The organism is Actinomycetota bacterium (genome assembly GCA_030682655.1).
Taxonomy (GTDB): domain Bacteria; phylum Actinomycetota; class Coriobacteriia; order Anaerosomatales; family JAUXNU01; genus JAUXNU01.
The window spans coordinates 21,636-39,112 of record JAUXNU010000011.1 but is presented as its reverse complement, the minus strand read 5'-3'; the positions used below and the strand labels follow the sequence as shown (position 1 = coordinate 39,112).

Below are 17,477 nucleotides of genomic sequence, written 5' to 3'. Positions count from 1 at the left end.
CGGCGAGGAGGACGAGCGTGGGGGCTGTTCTCGAAGTCAGGGACCTGAAGAAGTCGTACGGGGCGCTGGAAGCCGTTGGAGGCATCAGCTTCCAGGTCCAAGCCGGCGAGGTATTCGCGCTGATCGGCCCCAACGGAGCCGGGAAGACCACGACCTTGCGCATCGCGGCGACGATTCTGCGGCCTTCGGCGGGACATGTCAGCGTTGCGGGCATCGATGTGACGAAGGACCCTGGCCGAATCCGGGAAATCATCTCTTACCTGCCCGAAGAGGCCGGCGCGTACAAGAACATGACCGGCGAGGGCTACCTGCGCTTCGTCGCCGAGCTGTTCTTCGCAGACCCAGGCGGGCAGAAGGCGGCCATTGCTCGCGCTCGCGAGATCACCGGTTTGGGCGACCGGCTTGCCGACAAGCTCGGCTCCTACTCGAAGGGCATGACGCGCAAGCTTCTTCTTGGCAGGACGCTCATGACACAGCCCCGACTGGCGATACTGGACGAACCCACCTCCGGACTTGATGTGCTCAACGCGCTCGAGGTCCGCGATACCGTCAAGAGCTACGCGCGAGACGGCGGGGCGGCGGTACTTCTATCGAGTCACAACATGCTTGAGATCGAGTATCTCTCGGACCGAGTCGGACTTCTGCACGGAGGCGTGATCCAGGCACTCGGAACACCCGCGGAGCTCAAGGAGCGCTACAGCGCAGACAACCTCGAAGAGGTCTTCGCGGAGGTAGCCCGATGAGGAAGTTCATCGTGCTGCTCAAGAAGGAGATCCGCGAACTCGCCACGGCCCAGGTGCTATTGCCCTTCGTGTTGACGATCCTGATGTTCGTGTTGCTGGGCAATGTGATCGGGCAACAGCGTGAGGCTGACGCGGAAAGGCCGGAGCCGGTAGCGATCGTCGACCTGGACGCCAGCTCCACATCGACACAGATCTCGGAAGCCCTCAAGGCAGCGGGCTACGACCCGGTGGAGCTCGATCCAAGCGCTGGCGACTCCATGGCGCAGGAGCTTCGGGATCGTGAGATCGGGGTCGGCATCGTCGTGCCGCAAGGGTTCGAGACCGGCCTTGCGAGCGGCATGAGACAGAAAGTCGAGACTTACGCCCAGATATCGGGGTTCTCGTATGCCTCGGCGCAGGGTCCGGAGGTTGTGGACGCGGTCTTGGAGGCGCTCGAGAACGGAGTGAGCGACCAGCTGATCGCGGCCGGCATGCCGGGTTCGAATCCCGAGGAGATCAAGCATCCCATCGAGCGCGTCGAGACCGTCATCGTTGGCGACCGCAGTGCCAAGGCGTCGATGTCCGAAGTCTTCGGCTTCATCATCGGGCAGACGACCCTCATCCCGATCGTGCTGTTCCTGGTGATCATGTTCGCGGCTCAGATGATTGCGACGACCATCGCGTCTGAGAAGGAGAACAAGACGCTTGAGACGCTCTTGTCGTCGCCGATCGACCGGACCGCACTCATCGGGGCGAAGATCACCGCCGCCGGGCTAATCGCGCTTGTGTCCGCGGCAGTGTACATGCTCGGCATGCGCTACTACATGAACAGCCTGGCGCCTACCGGCGGAGGATCGGCGGGATCCGGTGCAGCAGCAGCGCTGGGCCTTTCCCTGACGCCCGTCGACTACGTCCTGCTCGGCGTGACGCTCTTCTTCGCGATCATGATCGCGCTTGCGGCGGCGGTCATCCTCGGCGCGTTCGCGGAGAACGTGAAGGCGGCGCAGTCGCTGCTCACGCCACTCATGATCTTTCTGATGATCCCGTACTTGACAAGCCTGCTCATCGATCTGGACCGGGCAACCCCCTTGGTCAGGTGGTTGGTGAACGCGATTCCGTTCACGGCGGCGTTCCAGGCGGCTCCGAGCCTGTTCCTTGGCGAATACGGGAAGGTCGGCCTTGGCATTGCGTATGAGATCGTGTGGTGCGTCGGGCTGATTCTCGTGGCGGGACGCATCTTCGCGTCGGACCGAATCCTGACGATGAAGCTCGACCTGCGGAGGAAACGCACCAGGTGACGCGCGTCTAGCGACCGTGCGAAGGCCTGTCGAGCGAACCGTCGGTAGAGTAGCCGCGGCTCTCCCAGTACCCTTCGAAATCACTGTCCGAGGACAGCTCGATCTCGGTCACCCACTTGGCCCACTTGTAGCCCCACTTCTCCTCGGCGACGACCTGGAAGGGGAAGCCACGCTCCGGAGGCAGTTCGACCGCGTTCATCTTGTAGGCGAGAAGAACGCTTCGGTCGCGAACGAAGTCGAGCGGCAGCGAGGTGGAGTAGCCGTCGTACGAGCGGACGATCACCGTCGTGGCCCTGCTGTCGACGTCCGCCTCGTCGAGAAGGTCAGCGACGAGCACGCCTTCCCACAGGACGTCGACGCTCCAGCCCTCCACGCAGTTCAGGGTGACGACCTTCTTGTAGAGCTGGTTGCCGCCAATGACGTCGCCATAGGTGAGCTCGAGCGGTGTCTTCACGAGACCGTGCACCCTGAGCCGGTATGCGTCGCGGTCCACCTGCTGCGGTCCCTTGATCGAGTTCTCACGGAAGTCCTCCACCGATGAGAGGTCCTTGCCCTCGTACTCGCGCACTTCGATGCGCTGAAGGGCGGATCCTGTCTTCTTCGCACACACCTTTGGGTGCGCGCAGAGGTTTGGATGCTATGAGGGGTATCTTCCCATCGACGATGCCGAGGAGGTGCGTGTGGCCATAGAGCGCTACGAGATCGCGCACGTGGCACGTGGGATGTGCGGCCCCGATATCGCGATCATGCGGTTCGAACGGCCATCGAGCTTCGGCTTCCACGCGGGACAGTACATTTCCCTGCGCCTGATCTCCCGGGCCGGCGAGGAGACCAAGCCGTTCACGATATCGTCCGCACCGCACGATCCGTACGTCGAGATCACGACGCGGCTCAGCGATTCGACGTTCAAGCGAGCGCTGGCCATGCTCTCCCGGGGCTCGACAGTCACGATGATGGGTCCACTCGGCAGCCTCGCGCTTCCCGAGGACCCCCGGAAACTCGTGTTTCTTGCGGGCGGGGTCGGGATAACGCCCGTTCGCAGCATGTTGCGCGATGCGCTCAGGCGTGACCTTGGTGTGGGGGCAACGGTGTTCTTCGGCAACCGCGACGAGCGGTGTGTCCCATACCGCGACGAGCTCGACCGGATGGACTCACTCGGAGTACGCGTGGTGCACGTCCTTGAGGAGCCTTCGGACCAATGGACGGGCGAGAGGGGCCTCATCACGGCCGAGACAGTTCGGCGCTACCTGGACCCGGAGGGGCAGATGTTCTTCGCTACAGGTCCACCCTTGATGGTCGCAGCGATGCAGGATGTGCTGGACGAGCTCGGGGTGCCCGAGAACGCGCGGGTGATCGAACGGTTCGGTCCTCCGGGCAGATCCGCATGACGCGGACGGTCCCACAGGGCAGGGGCGCCTCAGTCTGCCTGAGAAGTGCCCACGAGTTCGAGCTCGAACGTCAGCGCCTGCCCCGCCAAGGGGTGGTTGAAGTCGAGCGTTACCGCTTCCTCCGACACCTCGGCTACCGATGCGGCGAGACGACGTCCGTCGGGCGCCGCCAGCTCGACCATGGCGCCGACCGGGGGCTCCTCGGCGAATGCCTCCATCGGGACGGTCTGGATGGCTTCGGGAACGAGCTCGCCGTAGGCGTCTTGTGCGGGAATGGTGACGGTTGTGCTGTCTCCGACCTGCAGGTCGACAATGGCCGCCTCGAATCCGGCGATGACCTGTCCCGCTCCGACCGTGAACTCAAGCGGGTCCCTGCCGATGCTGGAGTCGAACTCGGTTCCGTCGTCGAGCGTGCCACGGTAGTGTACGCGCACAGTCATGCCCTCAGGAATGCTCATCGCACAGTCCTTTCGAAAGTCCCTGGCGTGCGCGAACCGCGAAGGACGCGCCAATACACCCTACCGCAGGGCGGACGGGTTCGCACACGTCACGCCCACGCCAAGGAAAGGAGTGCCGTTCATCGGGCCGCTTGTCAGATGCAGGAACCGTTTAGACACAATCATCCGCCGTTGAGCTGCGCGGTTAACGAACAGCCAGGCCAATGCGCTAGACTTTGGTCGGTGCATGTGCCGACGAAGTCGACAACGTCGAGCCGGCGTTTCAGTAGATCCGCCGACGCAAGATGCCGTGTCCGCGCCGACAGGGGACGGTAGGAGTGTACGATCTCGAGGGGGTCTTGGGGCCCTCGGTCATGCGGTTCGTGGAGCGCCATGTCAGGTCCCTTCTGACCTGGGATATCCTCGTGTTCTACCACAGAAACCCTGATGCGGTGCTCGACTCCAGTGGTCTTGCAGCGCGGTTGGGTCGCCGAGTCGAGGAGCTGGAGCCCGAGATAGAGTCCCTCTGCGACGGCCGGATACTCCAGTGCGCGGGAGGACTGGTTCGCTACAAGCCATCTCCGGAGATGCGCGACACGATCACTGAGTTCGTGGAGGCCTGCCAGGATCGGGGCAGGCGCCTTGCGCTCATCGCGCTTGTCTTGCACAAGATCAATCCTCAGCCGAGCTCTTCGTAGGATAGCCGACGCCCGGCCTAGAGGTGATCTGACACCTCGACGTTGAGGCTCTCGGCGCCCACGACTTCCACTATCGCAAGTTCAGAGCCGTCAAGATCGAGCTCGATCGGCTCGTCCAGCCCAAGGCCTCCAGCATCGTAGACCACGCGCACAACGGGTGCGAGTTCCTTGGTGCCCGCCCGGCACACTACTCCGACAGACTGGTCGGAGAGGCGCACGATGCATCCTATGGGAAAGACGCCCATCGCTTTGGCGAAGAGCCGGACGAACATCGGATCGAATCGGGTGCGTGCCTCGCGCAGCAGCGTCACGATCGCCTTGTCCGGAGTAAGGGCGGGGATATCCGGCGAGCCGGGGTTCGTCAGGTTCGCATACCGGTTGGCGATGGACACCATGCGGCTGTAGGGGTGTGGGACGTAGTCATTCGGGCGCTCAGGCACCCCCGAACCATCGACGTACATGTGGTGTTCGTACGCGACGAGCATGGGAGCGCGGTCTTCGTCGGGTAGACGCGAGAGTATGTCGGCGCCGATGGACGGGTGCATGCGGGCCATCGGTTCGGCCTGGGTGGGATCATCGGCCTTGAAGGCCGCCTTGCCGATGTCATGCATCAACGCCGACAAGCCGAGCGAAGCGAGGCCCTGCTCGGGCAATCCGAGGGTATGGCCCAGCGCGAGCGAGTAGATCATGACGTTTATCGAGTGGAAGAGATTCGACTCGGTCTGGCCCCGTATGGTAGCCAGGCCAAGTACCGCAGACTGATCCTCAAGCAGCCGACGCATGACGTTGCCGACCACGGTGCCTGCTGTTCCAAGGTCGTTCGCGCCACCCTGGGCCACCTGTGTGGAAAGCGTTCTCAAGACGGACACAAGCCGGTTGTACAGCGCCCTGTCCTGCTCACGGATGCGGTCGCGTTCCTTCTTCTCCTCGGCGTCTTCCTCGGCGAGGAAGGCGAGGGAGACGCTTGTGACGCCTCGGGCGCTGAGCTCGGCCTCGATGTCGAGAGTTGCAGACGGGCGCAGGCCAAGAACCTCGACGAGGCCGATCGCCTCTTCGCGGGAGAATCCCGGGTGGAATGTCATGCTCTCGATCTTGCGCACCTCGAAAGCTTCGGCGATGGCGACGACTCCCGGCGCGTCGTCGGGAAGGACGGCGCTTTGGTGATAGAGGTGACCCTGGTGGAGGTTGAGTTGGAGCGGGCCGGCGCCGGTGGTCTCGGAAGCTGCGCCAACGAGGCCGTCGATGGCCTCAACGAACGCGGGATGCTGTTGCGGGTACAGCTGTGCGGCCTTGCGGCCGGCTGCCAGCGTCGTTGCTACGGCGGTTGCGCTCACGACGCCCCTCCTTCCTGCTGGAGGAGCAGGGCCTGGCGGACAAGGTCCTGGATCTCCAGGAAGTGGCCGCGCTTGATAAGTGCTCTGCGGGCGGCCAAGGAGCGAAGTGCTGACGCCGACTCCGGGTCACGCAACCGCGCGAGCGCGCCTATGATCTCGCGGCCGACGGCGAAGTCCTTGCCGTCGATGTCGAGCTCTCCGATACGCGCTACGAGCAAGCCGGCCCCCCCGGGCATCTGGTGTCTCGCGATGGCGCGCACTGCGATGATCGCGACCTCGGGCGACGTGTCACGGATGAGAGTCTCCATCATCTGAAGTGCCGCAGGGCTTCCCGTGCCTGCAAGCCCCTGCGCGACCTCTCTGCGGGACTGCTCATCCTGGCGAGCGAGGAGCGATCTGATGGCCTGGAGCGAGCGAGCGTCGCCCTCATGGGCGAGTCGCTCGACGATGGGCCCGAGCTGGAACCATTGCGCTTGCGGCGCCGCTGCGACCAGCACGTCGATGAGGCGTCTTCCCAAGATCTCCTCGGCGAGCCTGATTCCGGGGGCTTTCTGGGCAATGGCCTCCTGAACGAGAGGGGCCGTGGCCGCGTCGCCGGCGACGAGCACGATCTCGCGCGCGTCGGCAAGACGGGCGGGGTCTTCGATGAGGGCCTTCATGAGCGAGGCGATCGAGCGGTGCCCAAGGGCGGTGGAGATTGCCTGGCGGAGACGCGCTGACAGCTCCGGCCACGGCTGATTCGATCGAGATTCGCGCCCGGCCAATTCGCGGAAGATGCGGACGGCCAGATCGAAGTCTCCCGAGTCGAGTAGGCGAGGCACCATCGAGGCGAGGTTGTCGAGGCCCTGGCAGTAGAGGTCGAAATCGCGCTGCTGATCCAGGAGTGCGAGCATGGTTGAGACTCCGGAGAAACCTGCGCGCGCGGACTGCGTGCGCGTGGTCTCACGGACGTGCTCTATGTCGGCCTCGCTGAGCGTGAGGGCTTGTGCGACCTGATGGTAGGTCGGGTCCGCATCCACGAGCGGTTCCTCGGCCTCGGTCTTGGCGCGCACGTCCATCATGTGGCGCAGGAAGTCCAACTCCTTGTCGGCGTGCCCCCCAGCGGCGAGCTCGCGCTGAACCTCGGCGTAGACCTGGTTCATGCGCTCCTGCAATGGCAGGTGAGTCATCACGTTCGACAGTGAGAGCATGTTCTTGCCGAAGAGGCCGTCGCACAGCGAGGACGCGAGGTCCTTGGAATCAAGGAATCCGAACATCCCTCCGGCGAGGTCACGAACGGCTCCCTGTTCCAGCGCCAGTCCGAGAAGCGCATCCTTGCCGTCGGCGCCTTGCTGCGTGAATGCCTGAGCGAGCGACTCGAGCAGCCGCGCCATTCCTCCGGCTCCCGCAGCGCCCACAAGTCCTTCGAGGCCCTCGGCGAAAGCCGCAGGGTCGCCTGCTGATGACGCGGCCATCCACATCGACAGCTTGTCCGGATCCGCGGCCAGCTGGCGCAGGAACTCGTCGATGTCGCCTTCCGCCTCGGGGGCTATCTCCTCGATGACGGTCAGATGGACGTCCGCCACACGAACGCACTCGACTCCACTGCCCGCGAGCGCAGCGCCCATGCCTCCCTGTGCACCGATCGACGCCGGATCGCTGCCCGCGATCGACAGGAAGGTGATGATGTCGCCAACCGAGCAGCCGGAGGTGAAGTCGATCTCGGCGACACCGCGTTCGCGTAGCTCATTGGCGAGGTCTGCGACTCCTGCAGCGCCGGCGGCGACAGATGTGCCCATCCACTCGAATCCCTCGCGTGCTATCGACAGCGAAAGCACGGGGTACTCGGTCAGGTATGCCTCCAGAGCTGTGGCAGCAGCCTCGGCGGACTCCCGGGGAATCGGACTTGAGGACGGATAGAGGCGCAGAGCCTTCGCGGCGCTTGTCAGGCCGCGAACGACCGCCTCGAGCTTGCGTGTCGTGCCGGTATCGGTCACGTCCCCGCTCCTCAGGGGTTGGCGCTTGCACTCTGATATCCGCATTTGCCGCGATGTAGCGCGCGTTGGCAGTATTCTCCAACATCGGAGAGGTGCCGTCCAATGAACCGACCCTGCAACAACGTTATCGGAATGTCTGTGACGAACTGCAGTTCCTGGTAACCTGATTTTCATGAAAGGGTACGCCATCGAGCTGCTGGTCATCCTCGCGCTCATACTCCTGAACGGCTATTTCGCCGCAGCCGAGATCGCGCTCATCAGCGTGCGTCGTGCAGCCCTCAAGAAATCTGCCGAGGAGGGTTCCGCTGGCGCGCGTGCTGCTTTGCGCTTGACCGAGGACCCATCGCGGCTGCTGGCCACGATCCAAATCGGTATCACGCTCGTCAGCTTCATGGCCTCTGCCGCTGCGGCTGTCAGTCTCGCGCAACCCCTCGCTGAGTGGCTGAAGTCCTTCGGGAGCTCTTGGCTCGCGGGGATCGCCGGCGGGCTCTCGATCTTCCTGGTGACGATAGTGGTCTCCTACGTGACGCTTGTGGTGGGCGAACTGGCGCCGAAGCGGCTCGGGCTTGTGCGCGCCGAGGGAGTGGCCCGAGCGGTCGCCCGCCCGATCTCCGTCCTCGCGACGGCCGTTTCCCCGCTCGTGTGGCTGCTTGCGCGCTCGACCGACGTCGTCGCGCGGCTCCTTGGCTTGAAGCCTGGCCAAGGCAGACCGGGCGTCTCGGAAGAGGAGATCAAGCTGCTCGTGACCGAGCAGGGTAGCCTGCTCGACGAAGAGAAGCGCATGATCCACGAGATATTCGAACTCGGGGACACGGTTGTCCGGGAGATCATGGTGCCGCGTGTCGACCTGGTGCTCGTCGAGAACACGGCAACGGTGGACGAGGCCCTGCGCCTCTCCCAGTCCTCCGGGTTCTCGCGCCTCCCGGTGTATTCCGAGGACCCCGACACTATCGTCGGGGTCCTCCTGCTGAAGGATCTGGTCGGTCCGGCGGCGGCGGGACGCGTCATGGACAATATCGCCGGCTACGTCAGACCGCCGGTGTTCGTGCCCGAGACCAAGCACATTCTTCCCCTGCTTTCCGACATGCAGATGATGCGCAATCACATGGCGATAATCGTCGATGAGTACGGGGGAACAGCGGGACTTGTCACGATCGAGGATATCGTCGAGGAGATCATCGGCGAGGTTGTAGACGAATTCGACCGTGATCACCGCTTCGCGACACTGCTACGCCCGGGAGAGTGGGTCATCGACGGCCGTCTGTCTCCCGAAGAAGCGGGGGAGATGGGCCTTCCGGTCGAGGAGTCCGACGAGTACGACACGATGGCCGGCTGGATGCTTGCCAGGTTGGGGCACATACCTGTATCAGGCGAGTCGGTGGTGCACGACGGGGCGACATTCACGGTCCAGGCGGTTCGTCGGCGCCGTATCGTGAGACTGCTTGTCGACGCGCGTCACAGCACCGCCGACCTGGCCGAGGAGACACATGGAAACGGGACGTAGGCTGTATCGCAGCCGCGATGACCAGATGCTCGGGGGCGTGTGTGCCGGGCTGGCCGATTACTTCGGACTCGACCCGACGGTAGTCCGCATGCTCGCTGTGCTGCTGGCGGTCGTAGGAAGCGGGATGCCGGTCCTTGCGTACATCATCATGTGGGTCGTCGTTCCCGACGCGCCGGAGCCCCCGCGCGCTACCGGATACCCGGCGTCCGCCGGTGGTTCCTCTGGCGTGGCAACCGTGGTCGCGCCGCCACCCCCACCGCCCCCCACCCAGCCCGGGTACTCCCCAGCCGGTGATGGTTGGCGCCGTCGGCGAGGAGGCGGAGGAGTCTGGTTCGGGGTAGTCCTGGTCATTGTTGGCGCGCTTCTGATCTCCGGCCGGTTCATGGAGGGATTCGCCTGGTGGGCGATGTGGCCACTGGTGATCGTGATCGCGGGACTCATCCAGGCGGTGACACCCGGGAAGGAGGGCTGGGGCATCGGTCGGCTCTTCGACGGGCTTACCGGCGTCGCCTTCGGTCTCGTTCTCCTTGGCAATACGACGGGTTTCCTGAGTTGGAGCGTATGGTGGCGAATCGTGACGATGTGGCCGGTGCTGCTGATCGCGATCGGATTCTCGGTGCTGGCCCGCGGGCTGGAGCAGCAGTGGATGCGCGCGATCGGTTCGCTCGCGGTGATCGGGGCGATCGCGTGGGCCGCCGCTGTTTCGGTAAGCGGCTCGCCCGTGATGTGGTACGGCACTATGGCCGGAGACGCTTTCACGGTGAGCGAGCCCGCCGACATGGGAGTGAAGGAGGGCTCACTCGACCTGAAGGGCGGAGTCGGCGAGATGAGTATCGAGGGCGGATCGTCGCTGTTCTCGGCCGAGGGAGACACCAGTTTCGGCACCCCCGACTACCGTTCCGAGGTCACGAGCACTTCCGCTGAGATCATGTTCGACCTGGGGCACAGGGGTGTCGCAATAGCCCCGAACACGCGGAGCAATCACGCTGAGATCGCTCTGGCGCGGGGAGTGGCCTGGGATCTCACGATCGATATTGCGGTGGCACAGTTGAGGGCTGACCTTTCGGATGTGGACGTGACGGGGTTGATCTTGAACTCGGGCGTGTCCTCGGCAGATCTGAAGCTCGGGGACGTGCCGATGGGGAGCGGCGACGTGCTCGTGACTGTGAAGAGCGGGATCTCCTCGGTGGACATCCGGATACCGGAGAGCGCCGAGGTCTCGGTCCTGGCCAAGACCGGGCTCGCCGCGGTCGACGTGGACCGGGGGATCGAGCGGGCGGAAGGTGCGGGGCAGCGTCTCTACAAGACCGCTGGTTTCGACAATGCTACCCGGCGGTACGTGATCGAAGTTGAAATGGGAATCGGTTCGGTCAATGTCGACCGGTACTAGGGACGAAAGGTGCGGACCGTGAGCGATCAGGGGAATCCGAACGCATCGCCGGAGGGCAAGACCGCTGCGATCATCATGGGGGCGGTGCTCGTCCTGGGAGGACTGTGGTTCCTCGGAGGCGCAGCATGGGAGCAGTTCGGGGCGATCTTCGGGCCGCTCAGAATGTTAGCCAGCGGGATTCGCCAGTGGGGCACCGGCATCGCCCTGGTCGTGGCTGGCGTGCTCTTCATCGTGTACAACGGCCGGGTGAGCGCCTCGATGCCTACCAAGGAGCGCCGTCTGCACCGATCGCGCACGAAGAAGATGGTTGCCGGGGTACTCGGCGGTCTGTCCGACTACTTCGGGATGGATCCGACGCTCGTTCGGCTTGCCTACGTCACGCTGGCATTCATCTTCGGCGTGTGGTCGTTCGTGGTGGTGTACGTGATCGCGGCGGTCGTCGTGCCGGAGGAGCCCAAAGGACGGGCCGAGGAGTCGCCCGCCCCACCCGCGCCTCCGGCCCCACCCGCGCCTCCGGCGCCATAAGGGGACGCGACGGTGCTTGAACACGCACAACCGACGCGTCCCGGTGATGTGATCGACGCACATGCCCACCTGTTCACAGTCGGGCTGCTCGAAGAGGTGTTGTCGAAGCAGCCACCAGAAGCCATGCAGCGTTTTCGCAAGGCCGTGGCGGAGCGCAAGTTCGGTAGACGTGGCGACCAGCTGCCCGACCTGACGCCGCAGGAGGCTGCCGAGTTCTACGTGGGACGCTTGCACGCCGCGGACGTCACGAAGGCCCTGGTCGTCTCGGTGATGCCAGACAACCAATACACGCGAGAATTCATCGTTGCAGCTCAAGGCCATGTGCACGCGCTGTGCAACGTCGATCCCTTCGACCCGGGCACGCCGGGTCTGCTCGAGCGGGAGATGGCTGCCGGTTTCAAGGGCGTGAAGCTTCTCCCGGTGAACCGCTGCTACCGGCTGTCGGATCCGGCATGTCGGCCGATGTTCGAGAAGGCCGCTGAACTTGGCGCGCACATGATCATCCATTACGGGGTGACTGTGGATCCCAGCGGCGACCTGCGCTACGCCGACCCCATCGACCTGTCGCCGGTCGCGCGCGACTTCCCCGAGATCACGTTCGTGATCGCGCACTTCGGCGCCGGGTGGCTCGAGAGCGTCCTGCGCCTTGGGTATCAGTGCTCCAACGTCTGCGTGGATACGAGCGGCACGAACAACTGGATGGACAACCACGTGCCAAGGATGACACTGTCGGACGTCTTCGAGCGCGCACTGACCGCGCTTGGTCCTGAGCGGGTGCTGTTCGGGACCGATTCCGGCACGACCGCGCCATATCGCGCATGGATCCGCTATCAACAGGCCCGCGTTCTGGAAGAACTCGGCCTCTCCGACGCAGACCGCGATCTCGTGCTGCGCGGGAATGCCGTGCGCATCTTCCGCCTCGACGACTAGGAGGCACGTACATGGCCAAGGACCTTCCGGCCATCGCTGGCGGCAGCTACGACGAGTTCGTCGACTGGGATGCGCGGTTCGACCGGGAGCGGTCGTTCTTCGAGGCGCTATTCCGACCCGCGGGCGTCTCGTACGTGATCGATGTGGGCGCGGGTAGCGCCCGACACGCGATCATGTTTGCGACATGGGGCATCGACGTGATCGCTGTCGATCCGGATGACTCGATGCTCGAGCAGGCTCGCGAGAACGTCGAACGGTTCGCCCCTGACGTGCGCGCCGGAGGCGGGTCGGTCACGGTCACGAGGGGCGGGTTCGGGGAGCTGCAGCCGCTCGGACTCGACGCTGCGGACGCCCTCACATGCACCGGCAACGCGCTGCCCCACGTGGGGGGTCGTGCCGCGTTGGCGGCGACCCTTCTGGACTTCGCCGCGGTCTTGAAGCCGGGTGGCTTGCTGGTACTGCACCTGCTCAACCACCAGCGTCTTCTCGCGGCGCGCATCCGGGCGATCGCGCCCAAGGTGCGCGAGACCGCCCAGGGAACCAAGGTGTTCCTGCGTCTGATCGACTATCCAGAGGGCGAGGAGTACTTGGACTTCGATTTCGTGACGCTCCTGCGCGATGCGGACGGCGACTGGAGCCTTACGAGCCGGAGGTCCCAGCACACAGCGTTGCCTCGCGATGTGCTGACCGACGCGCTGGGTACCGCTGGCTTCACGGACGTGGAGACCTTCGGCGATCACTCGCGCCGTCCGCTCGACCCGCTTGCCGATGAGAGCATGATCGTGACGGCCCGCCGCCGAGCGTAGCGCCACGCGGCTCAGGTGCCCACGGCCGCTTGTGGTCCCAGCGCGCATGTGCGTCCGAGCGCGGCGTCGCACGTCGCGATCGGAGAGGTCGGGGAACCTGCGGAGCAAGGAGGCCTCATTGCCTTGAGCGCAGCGTACAGGTGGCACAGCGGCAGGCCGGCCACGTTCTGGTAGCATCCGGTCGCGTCGACCTCGGCGACCTGTCCCTCGATGTTGTAGGCCCCCGCGCAACCCATGAACTCGCCGCGCGCCATCCAGCGCTCGATACTCTCGTCCCGAAGCTCCTTCATGCGGACGTCGGTCACGACGGAGAAGGCGGCGGCGTCCTCTCCAGGGCAGTCCAGTGCTACTCCGGTCACGACCTGATGCGTGCGTCCCGAGAGGGCCTGCAGCATACGCCAAGCGTCCTCCAGGTCGTCCGGCTTGCCAAGGACCGCCCCGTCCAGCACGACGATCGTGTCGAAGCACAAGACGAGCCGGGGGTCGCCCGGGAGCGCGTCTCGTGCGGCGAACACTTTCTCCTTGGCCAGGTGCTCGGCGAGTGCGGGGGGATTGGACGCGAGGGGGGAGTCCAGCCGCTCCGGCGTTTCGAATGCCGCGACGTCGAAGGGCAGCCCCAACCACGCGAGCAGCCGACGTCGCCGCGGGGACGCGGAGGCGAGAAGGAGCGCGGCTGGTCCGTCCGGGTTCATGCGCATGATGATAGCACCGAGGTTGAGTTGTGAACGTATAATGGGAACGTTGAGCGATCGTACGGCGGTGATCCGAGGAGGCACAGTGGCGCTGCGTTCGACGGAAGGACCTGCCGTGCCGACCGCAATCGAGCGGTTCGTGAAGCAACTGGTTGTCACGCACAAGGCCGTGCAGCTGTATCCCTTCTCGAGCAGCATCCCCCACGAGAACGCCTTGGTTGTGATCGAGCTGCTGCACAGCATCTTGCGCGACGCTTCTGATCTGAGACTCGGGGTGAGCAAAGAAGGCCTGGTCTTCGAGGGCGTCCCCGTCTTCGAGGGGCAACCCGCCTACGAGGCCTTCACCCAGGAGTTCTACAACCGCGGCCTGGCCGAGGTCCGCTTCCACGTCGGCGTGCGCGAGAAGGACGTAGCCGGGTTCCTTGGCGTACTCAAGAGCAGTGCCGAGGAGATCGAGGCGGCTGGCGGATTCGAGTCTCGTCTGTGGGATGCGGGCGTCGACTCGATCACCGTGAAGGAAGCCTCGGTCAAGATCCTCGACGAATCGCAGAAGCCCGTTGCGAAGACGGGAGACGACGAGCCATGGCCTCCTGACTCGATGCGGATCGACGAGATTCTCGCGGCTGCCCTTGGCGGTCGTCCTCGTGACGAGCGGGTGCTTGTTCGCATCATCGAGTCTCCAGAGGTTGTCACCTCGTATCTCAGGGAGACACTCAGTGCTCGGGGTGGGGCGCCCGGTGGCGTGACGGCAGCGACTCGCTTCAAGGAGCTCGCGGCGATGGTCGCCCGGCAACCGGCCGAGGTGCGGGCGGCTCTGGCGAGTGCGCTCGCCGACGCGGTCGCAGGACTCGATCCCGGCGACCGGCGGCAACTGTTGACGGAGCACCTCTTGCCCGACGCTCGCTCGAACGAGGCGCTCGCCGCGATCGTCCGCCAGATGGACATCGACGAGGTTTGCGAGCTCCTTGTGGCGGGACTCGCGGACGATGACGCTTCGGCCGAGGGCCTGGCCCGGGCCGTGAGGTATCTCGCGCAGGTATCCATGGCACAACGGGACGAAGTCTTCAACGCAGCGGGAGCGGCGATGCGCGGGGCGGGTCTTGCCGAGGAGACGGTGAACGCCGTCATTGACAACGTCATGCCGAGCCAGCTCACGGTACGAGATCGCGGGGACCAGAGCGCGGAACGGAGGGCGCTCGACTCCGTCTTGAAGATCGTGGAAATGGCCCCACGGGCCACCGGCGAGCGCTTCGAGGACTCGCCGGACTTTGCGCGTTTGGCGGACGAGGCGCGTGCGGGACTCGTCGACGGAGACATCGTGCGCGCAATGGTCACTCTCGTCACGGCGGATCCTCACGGACCGCAGTTCTCCTCGATGATGGCGCTCATCGAGGACTCCATAGATCTGTTGGTGCGGCGCGGAGAGTACGACGTTGCCGCAGATGTTGCTGCTGAGCTACGTCTGGGTGCCACAGTCGAGGGTCTCGACCCAGCGCGCGTCGAGCGGGTTCATTCGGCGATAGTGCGGTTCGCGCAACCCAAGGACATGCGGAACGTTACGAAGGCGATGCGCATGTACGAGCGCGGAACGCCCGAGTACGACGCATGTCGCTCTCTCCTCACGGTTCTCGGCAGCGAGGCTATCGACCCGCTCCTCGAAGTTCTGGCCGATGAACCGGACATGGCAGCGCGCAAGGCGCTCGTTGATCTGATCTCCGACATCGCCGCTGACTTCATCGACGACCTCAGCCGACGTGTCTCCGACGAGCGGTGGTACGTGGTGAGGAACGTCGTGGCGATCCTTGGCAAGACTCGTCGGCCGGAGATCCTATCGGCGCTCGGTCGCACTCTGAGGCACAGCGATGCGCGCGTTCGGAGGGAGACGATCCGTGCGCTCTCCGGAGTGAAGGACCGCCTCGCCGAGGAGATGCTGATCGCTGCGTTGGACGACGGCGATGCCCAAAACGTGCAGCTGGCGGCCCGGTTTCTCGGATCGATCGGCGCCCGTGGTTCCGCGCAGGCGATCGCGCAGGTCGCTCTGGGCGAGGGATGCGGCAGCCGCGAGATCTCCGCGCGAACGGAGGCGATCGAGAGCCTCGGCAAGCTTGGAGGCCCGGTCGCTGTCGCCACACTGGAGGCTCTGGCCGGCAAGCGGTCGTTCCTTGGCTCGTCGCGAACGCGTGAGCTCAGGGTGGCCGCGGAAGCCGCGCTGCGAGCGATGTCCGGGGGAGGTGCGCAGTGAACGACGACGACATTCGTCCGGGCACCGATCCCGCCGTCGACAGCGGCAACGCTGACAAGGACGTGCGCTCGCCGCAGGCCGCGCAGTCGCCCGCCTCGGAGATGGGCATCGCAGAACCCGGGCCGTCGGACGCGACGGCCGGTCGTGCGGATGCGACGTCGACAACCTACTCGGCCAACCAGACCCGACGCGTCCGGGACCTCCTTACCCGCCTGTACGCTGTGCGCAGAGCAGCGCGCTTCTACCCGATAGACCATCCCGCAATCGTTGATGGCGTTCGCTCGCTCGCCGAGGCGATCGAGCGGTATCACAAGGAGGGCGTCGACGTGGCGCTGGCGTTCTTCGAGGGCGAGCTCGTCTTCGGCGAACAGCTACTGACCGAGGACAGCATCATGTTCGACCAGCTCATCCGCGAGTTGACTGCGCTCGGTGTAGGAACGCTTGTCTTCCGTCGCGGGCTGAGCATCGCTGAACTGCGGCGTGCTGCGGCCATCTTGGCCATGGAGCCGTCGGAGGTCGAGGCTGTCGGAGGAATCCAGCGCGCGGCCAACGAGGCCGGACTAGTCCACGTCGAGTTCGGCGCGCTGAAGGCTTTCGACAAGAGCGGCCCTCAGTCGATCGGTGACAAGGAGGCCAAGGAAGCCTATTCCGGAGCGCTCGAGCTGGTGCGGGAGATAGACACATTGATCCGGCGCAACCAGGTTGTGAGCGCCGCGAAGATCACGGGCGTGGTGCGCTCACTCGTGGACAATGTCTTGGCCAATCGCTATGCGATGGTGGAGTTGACGGGGCTGCGCAACCATGACGAATACACCTTCTACCACAGCGCCAATGTCGCGCTTCTGTCCCTGGCTTTGGGATCGGCTATCACCAATGACTACCGGTTCCTGTCTTCCCTCGCGACGGGTGCATTGCTGCACGACATAGGCAAGATGACCGTGGACCCCGATATCCTCAACAAGCCGGGCGCGCTGTCCCCGGGGGAGTGGGCTCTGGTCAGGCAACACCCCGTGCGCGGGGCGCAGCAAGCCGCCCTTATTCCGGCTCTCGACAAGTCGGCGATCGTGGTCATCCTCGAGCATCACATGCGGCACGACGGGAGCGGCTACCCGGGGAGGGTGCGCCCTCGCCGCCAACACCTGGCGTCCAGGATCGTCGCGGTAGCTGACGCATACGACGCGATGACCTCCCGGCGCGCCTACAGTGCAGCGCGCGTGCAGGACGAGGCCATGGAGGTGCTGTTCAGGGGATCGGGAACGTCGCACGACCCCGACCTGGTTCGCATGTTCGTGAGCCTGATGGGGGTATATCCTCCTCGGTCTGTCGTGCGTCTTACCGATGGATCGGTTGGGATCGTGCTGCGGCCGAGTGGCCTCGACATGCTTCGTCCGGTGGTGCGTCTCATCGCCGACCCGACGGGCGCGATAGTCGATGTGGCTGACGTCGATCTGTCTGCCGAGGATGGCCTGGGAGTCATGCACACGCTGTCGGCCGCCGACGTCAATATCGACATCGACGACTATCTCTAGACCCAT

The 17,477-nt window shown here is 64.8% G+C and carries 16 protein-coding genes; 11 read left to right on the top strand and 5 right to left on the bottom strand.

From position 1 onward, the window contains the following. Positions 1-17: 17 nt before the first annotated feature. Both Q8K99_00640 and Q8K99_00635 read left to right on the top strand, forming a co-directional pair. A complete protein-coding gene (locus Q8K99_00640) occupies positions 18-743 on the top strand; it encodes an ABC transporter ATP-binding protein (protein MDP2181063.1) in 726 nt (241 codons plus the stop codon). After that, the gene (locus Q8K99_00635; protein ID MDP2181062.1) at positions 740-2,020 is read left to right on the top strand and encodes an ABC transporter permease; all 1,281 of its coding nucleotides are present in this window, start codon (positions 740-742) and stop codon (positions 2,018-2,020) included. Before Q8K99_00640 ends, Q8K99_00635 begins: the two co-directional genes overlap by 4 nt. Before the next feature lie 7 nt (positions 2,021-2,027). On the opposite strand, the gene Q8K99_00630 is transcribed toward Q8K99_00635, so the two are convergent. After that, positions 2,028-2,630: a molybdopterin-dependent oxidoreductase gene (locus tag Q8K99_00630; protein MDP2181061.1), complete on the bottom strand. Its 603-nt coding sequence runs from the start codon at positions 2,628-2,630 to the stop codon at positions 2,028-2,030. 70 nt (positions 2,631-2,700) lie between these two features. On the opposite strand from Q8K99_00630, the gene Q8K99_00625 reads away from it, so the two are divergent. After that, positions 2,701-3,408 carry an FAD-dependent oxidoreductase gene (locus Q8K99_00625; protein MDP2181060.1) on the top strand — a complete coding sequence of 236 codons (708 nt, stop codon included), beginning with the start codon at positions 2,701-2,703 and terminating at the stop codon, positions 3,406-3,408. A 29-nt stretch (positions 3,409-3,437) separates the two neighbouring features. On the opposite strand, the gene Q8K99_00620 is transcribed toward Q8K99_00625, so the two are convergent. After that, positions 3,438-3,866 (bottom strand): peptidylprolyl isomerase, encoded by a 429-nt coding sequence (locus tag Q8K99_00620; protein MDP2181059.1) that lies wholly within the window; start codon positions 3,864-3,866, stop codon positions 3,438-3,440. A 317-nt stretch (positions 3,867-4,183) separates the two neighbouring features. Here Q8K99_00620 and Q8K99_00615 point away from each other — a divergent pair, with 317 nt between their 5' ends. Continuing rightward, on the top strand, positions 4,184-4,543 hold the full coding sequence (locus Q8K99_00615) for a hypothetical protein (protein ID MDP2181058.1): 360 nt from the start codon (positions 4,184-4,186) through the stop codon (positions 4,541-4,543). Positions 4,544-4,560: 17 nt separating this feature from the next. Here the strand turns inward: Q8K99_00615 and Q8K99_00610 are convergent, their stop codons facing one another. Then, entirely contained in the window at positions 4,561-5,877 is a 1,317-nt protein-coding gene (locus Q8K99_00610) for an HD domain-containing protein (protein MDP2181057.1), read from the bottom strand. After that, positions 5,874-7,853, bottom strand: a complete 1,980-nt coding sequence (locus Q8K99_00605) for a HEAT repeat domain-containing protein (protein ID MDP2181056.1) — start codon at positions 7,851-7,853, stop codon at positions 5,874-5,876. The genes Q8K99_00610 and Q8K99_00605 overlap by 4 nt, the downstream gene beginning before the upstream one ends. 172 nt (positions 7,854-8,025) lie before the next feature. Here Q8K99_00605 and Q8K99_00600 point away from each other — a divergent pair, with 172 nt between their 5' ends. From Q8K99_00600 to Q8K99_00580, 5 genes are read left to right on the top strand one after another with little or no spacing between them, the layout of a single operon-like run. Beyond that, positions 8,026-9,357: a hemolysin family protein gene (locus Q8K99_00600; GenBank protein ID MDP2181055.1), complete on the top strand. Its 1,332-nt coding sequence runs from the start codon at positions 8,026-8,028 to the stop codon at positions 9,355-9,357. Then, positions 9,341-10,747, top strand: coding sequence for a PspC domain-containing protein (locus tag Q8K99_00595; protein MDP2181054.1), 1,407 nt, complete (start codon positions 9,341-9,343; stop codon positions 10,745-10,747). The genes Q8K99_00600 and Q8K99_00595 overlap by 17 nt, the downstream gene beginning before the upstream one ends. Before the next feature lie 18 nt (positions 10,748-10,765). Then, entirely contained in the window at positions 10,766-11,272 is a 507-nt protein-coding gene (locus Q8K99_00590) for a PspC domain-containing protein (GenBank protein MDP2181053.1), read from the top strand. A gap of 12 nt (positions 11,273-11,284) precedes the next feature. Beyond that, the gene (locus Q8K99_00585; GenBank protein MDP2181052.1) at positions 11,285-12,202 is read left to right on the top strand and encodes an amidohydrolase family protein; all 918 of its coding nucleotides are present in this window, start codon (positions 11,285-11,287) and stop codon (positions 12,200-12,202) included. An 11-nt stretch (positions 12,203-12,213) separates the two neighbouring features. Then, entirely contained in the window at positions 12,214-13,008 is a 795-nt protein-coding gene (locus Q8K99_00580) for a class I SAM-dependent methyltransferase (protein ID MDP2181051.1), read from the top strand. An 11-nt stretch (positions 13,009-13,019) separates the two neighbouring features. On the opposite strand, the gene Q8K99_00575 is transcribed toward Q8K99_00580, so the two are convergent. Beyond that, positions 13,020-13,706: a Maf family protein gene (locus tag Q8K99_00575; protein ID MDP2181050.1), complete on the bottom strand. Its 687-nt coding sequence runs from the start codon at positions 13,704-13,706 to the stop codon at positions 13,020-13,022. Between the two features lie 79 nt (positions 13,707-13,785). On the opposite strand from Q8K99_00575, the gene Q8K99_00570 reads away from it, so the two are divergent. Both Q8K99_00570 and Q8K99_00565 read left to right on the top strand, forming a co-directional pair. Beyond that, the gene (locus tag Q8K99_00570) at positions 13,786-15,942 is read left to right on the top strand and encodes a HEAT repeat domain-containing protein (protein ID MDP2181049.1); all 2,157 of its coding nucleotides are present in this window, start codon (positions 13,786-13,788) and stop codon (positions 15,940-15,942) included. Further along, the gene (locus Q8K99_00565) at positions 15,939-17,471 is read left to right on the top strand and encodes an HD domain-containing protein (protein MDP2181048.1); all 1,533 of its coding nucleotides are present in this window, start codon (positions 15,939-15,941) and stop codon (positions 17,469-17,471) included. Before Q8K99_00570 ends, Q8K99_00565 begins: the two co-directional genes overlap by 4 nt. Positions 17,472-17,477: the final 6 nt, after the last annotated feature.

Bases quoted from the DNA above. Each gene is read 5' to 3' on its own strand.
- Q8K99_00635 (MDP2181062.1), top strand. From the start codon at position 740: ATGAGGAAGTTCATCGTGCTGCTCAAGAAGGAGATCCGCGAACTCGCC.
- Q8K99_00620 (MDP2181059.1), bottom strand. From the start codon at position 3,866: ATGAGCATTCCTGAGGGCATGACTGTGCGCGTACACTACCGTGGCACG.
- Q8K99_00600 (MDP2181055.1), top strand. From the start codon at position 8,026: ATGAAAGGGTACGCCATCGAGCTGCTGGTCATCCTCGCGCTCATACTC.
- Q8K99_00595 (MDP2181054.1), top strand. From the start codon at position 9,341: ATGGAAACGGGACGTAGGCTGTATCGCAGCCGCGATGACCAGATGCTC.
- Q8K99_00580 (MDP2181051.1), top strand. From the start codon at position 12,214: ATGGCCAAGGACCTTCCGGCCATCGCTGGCGGCAGCTACGACGAGTTC.
- Q8K99_00575 (MDP2181050.1), bottom strand. From the start codon at position 13,706: ATGCGCATGAACCCGGACGGACCAGCCGCGCTCCTTCTCGCCTCCGCG.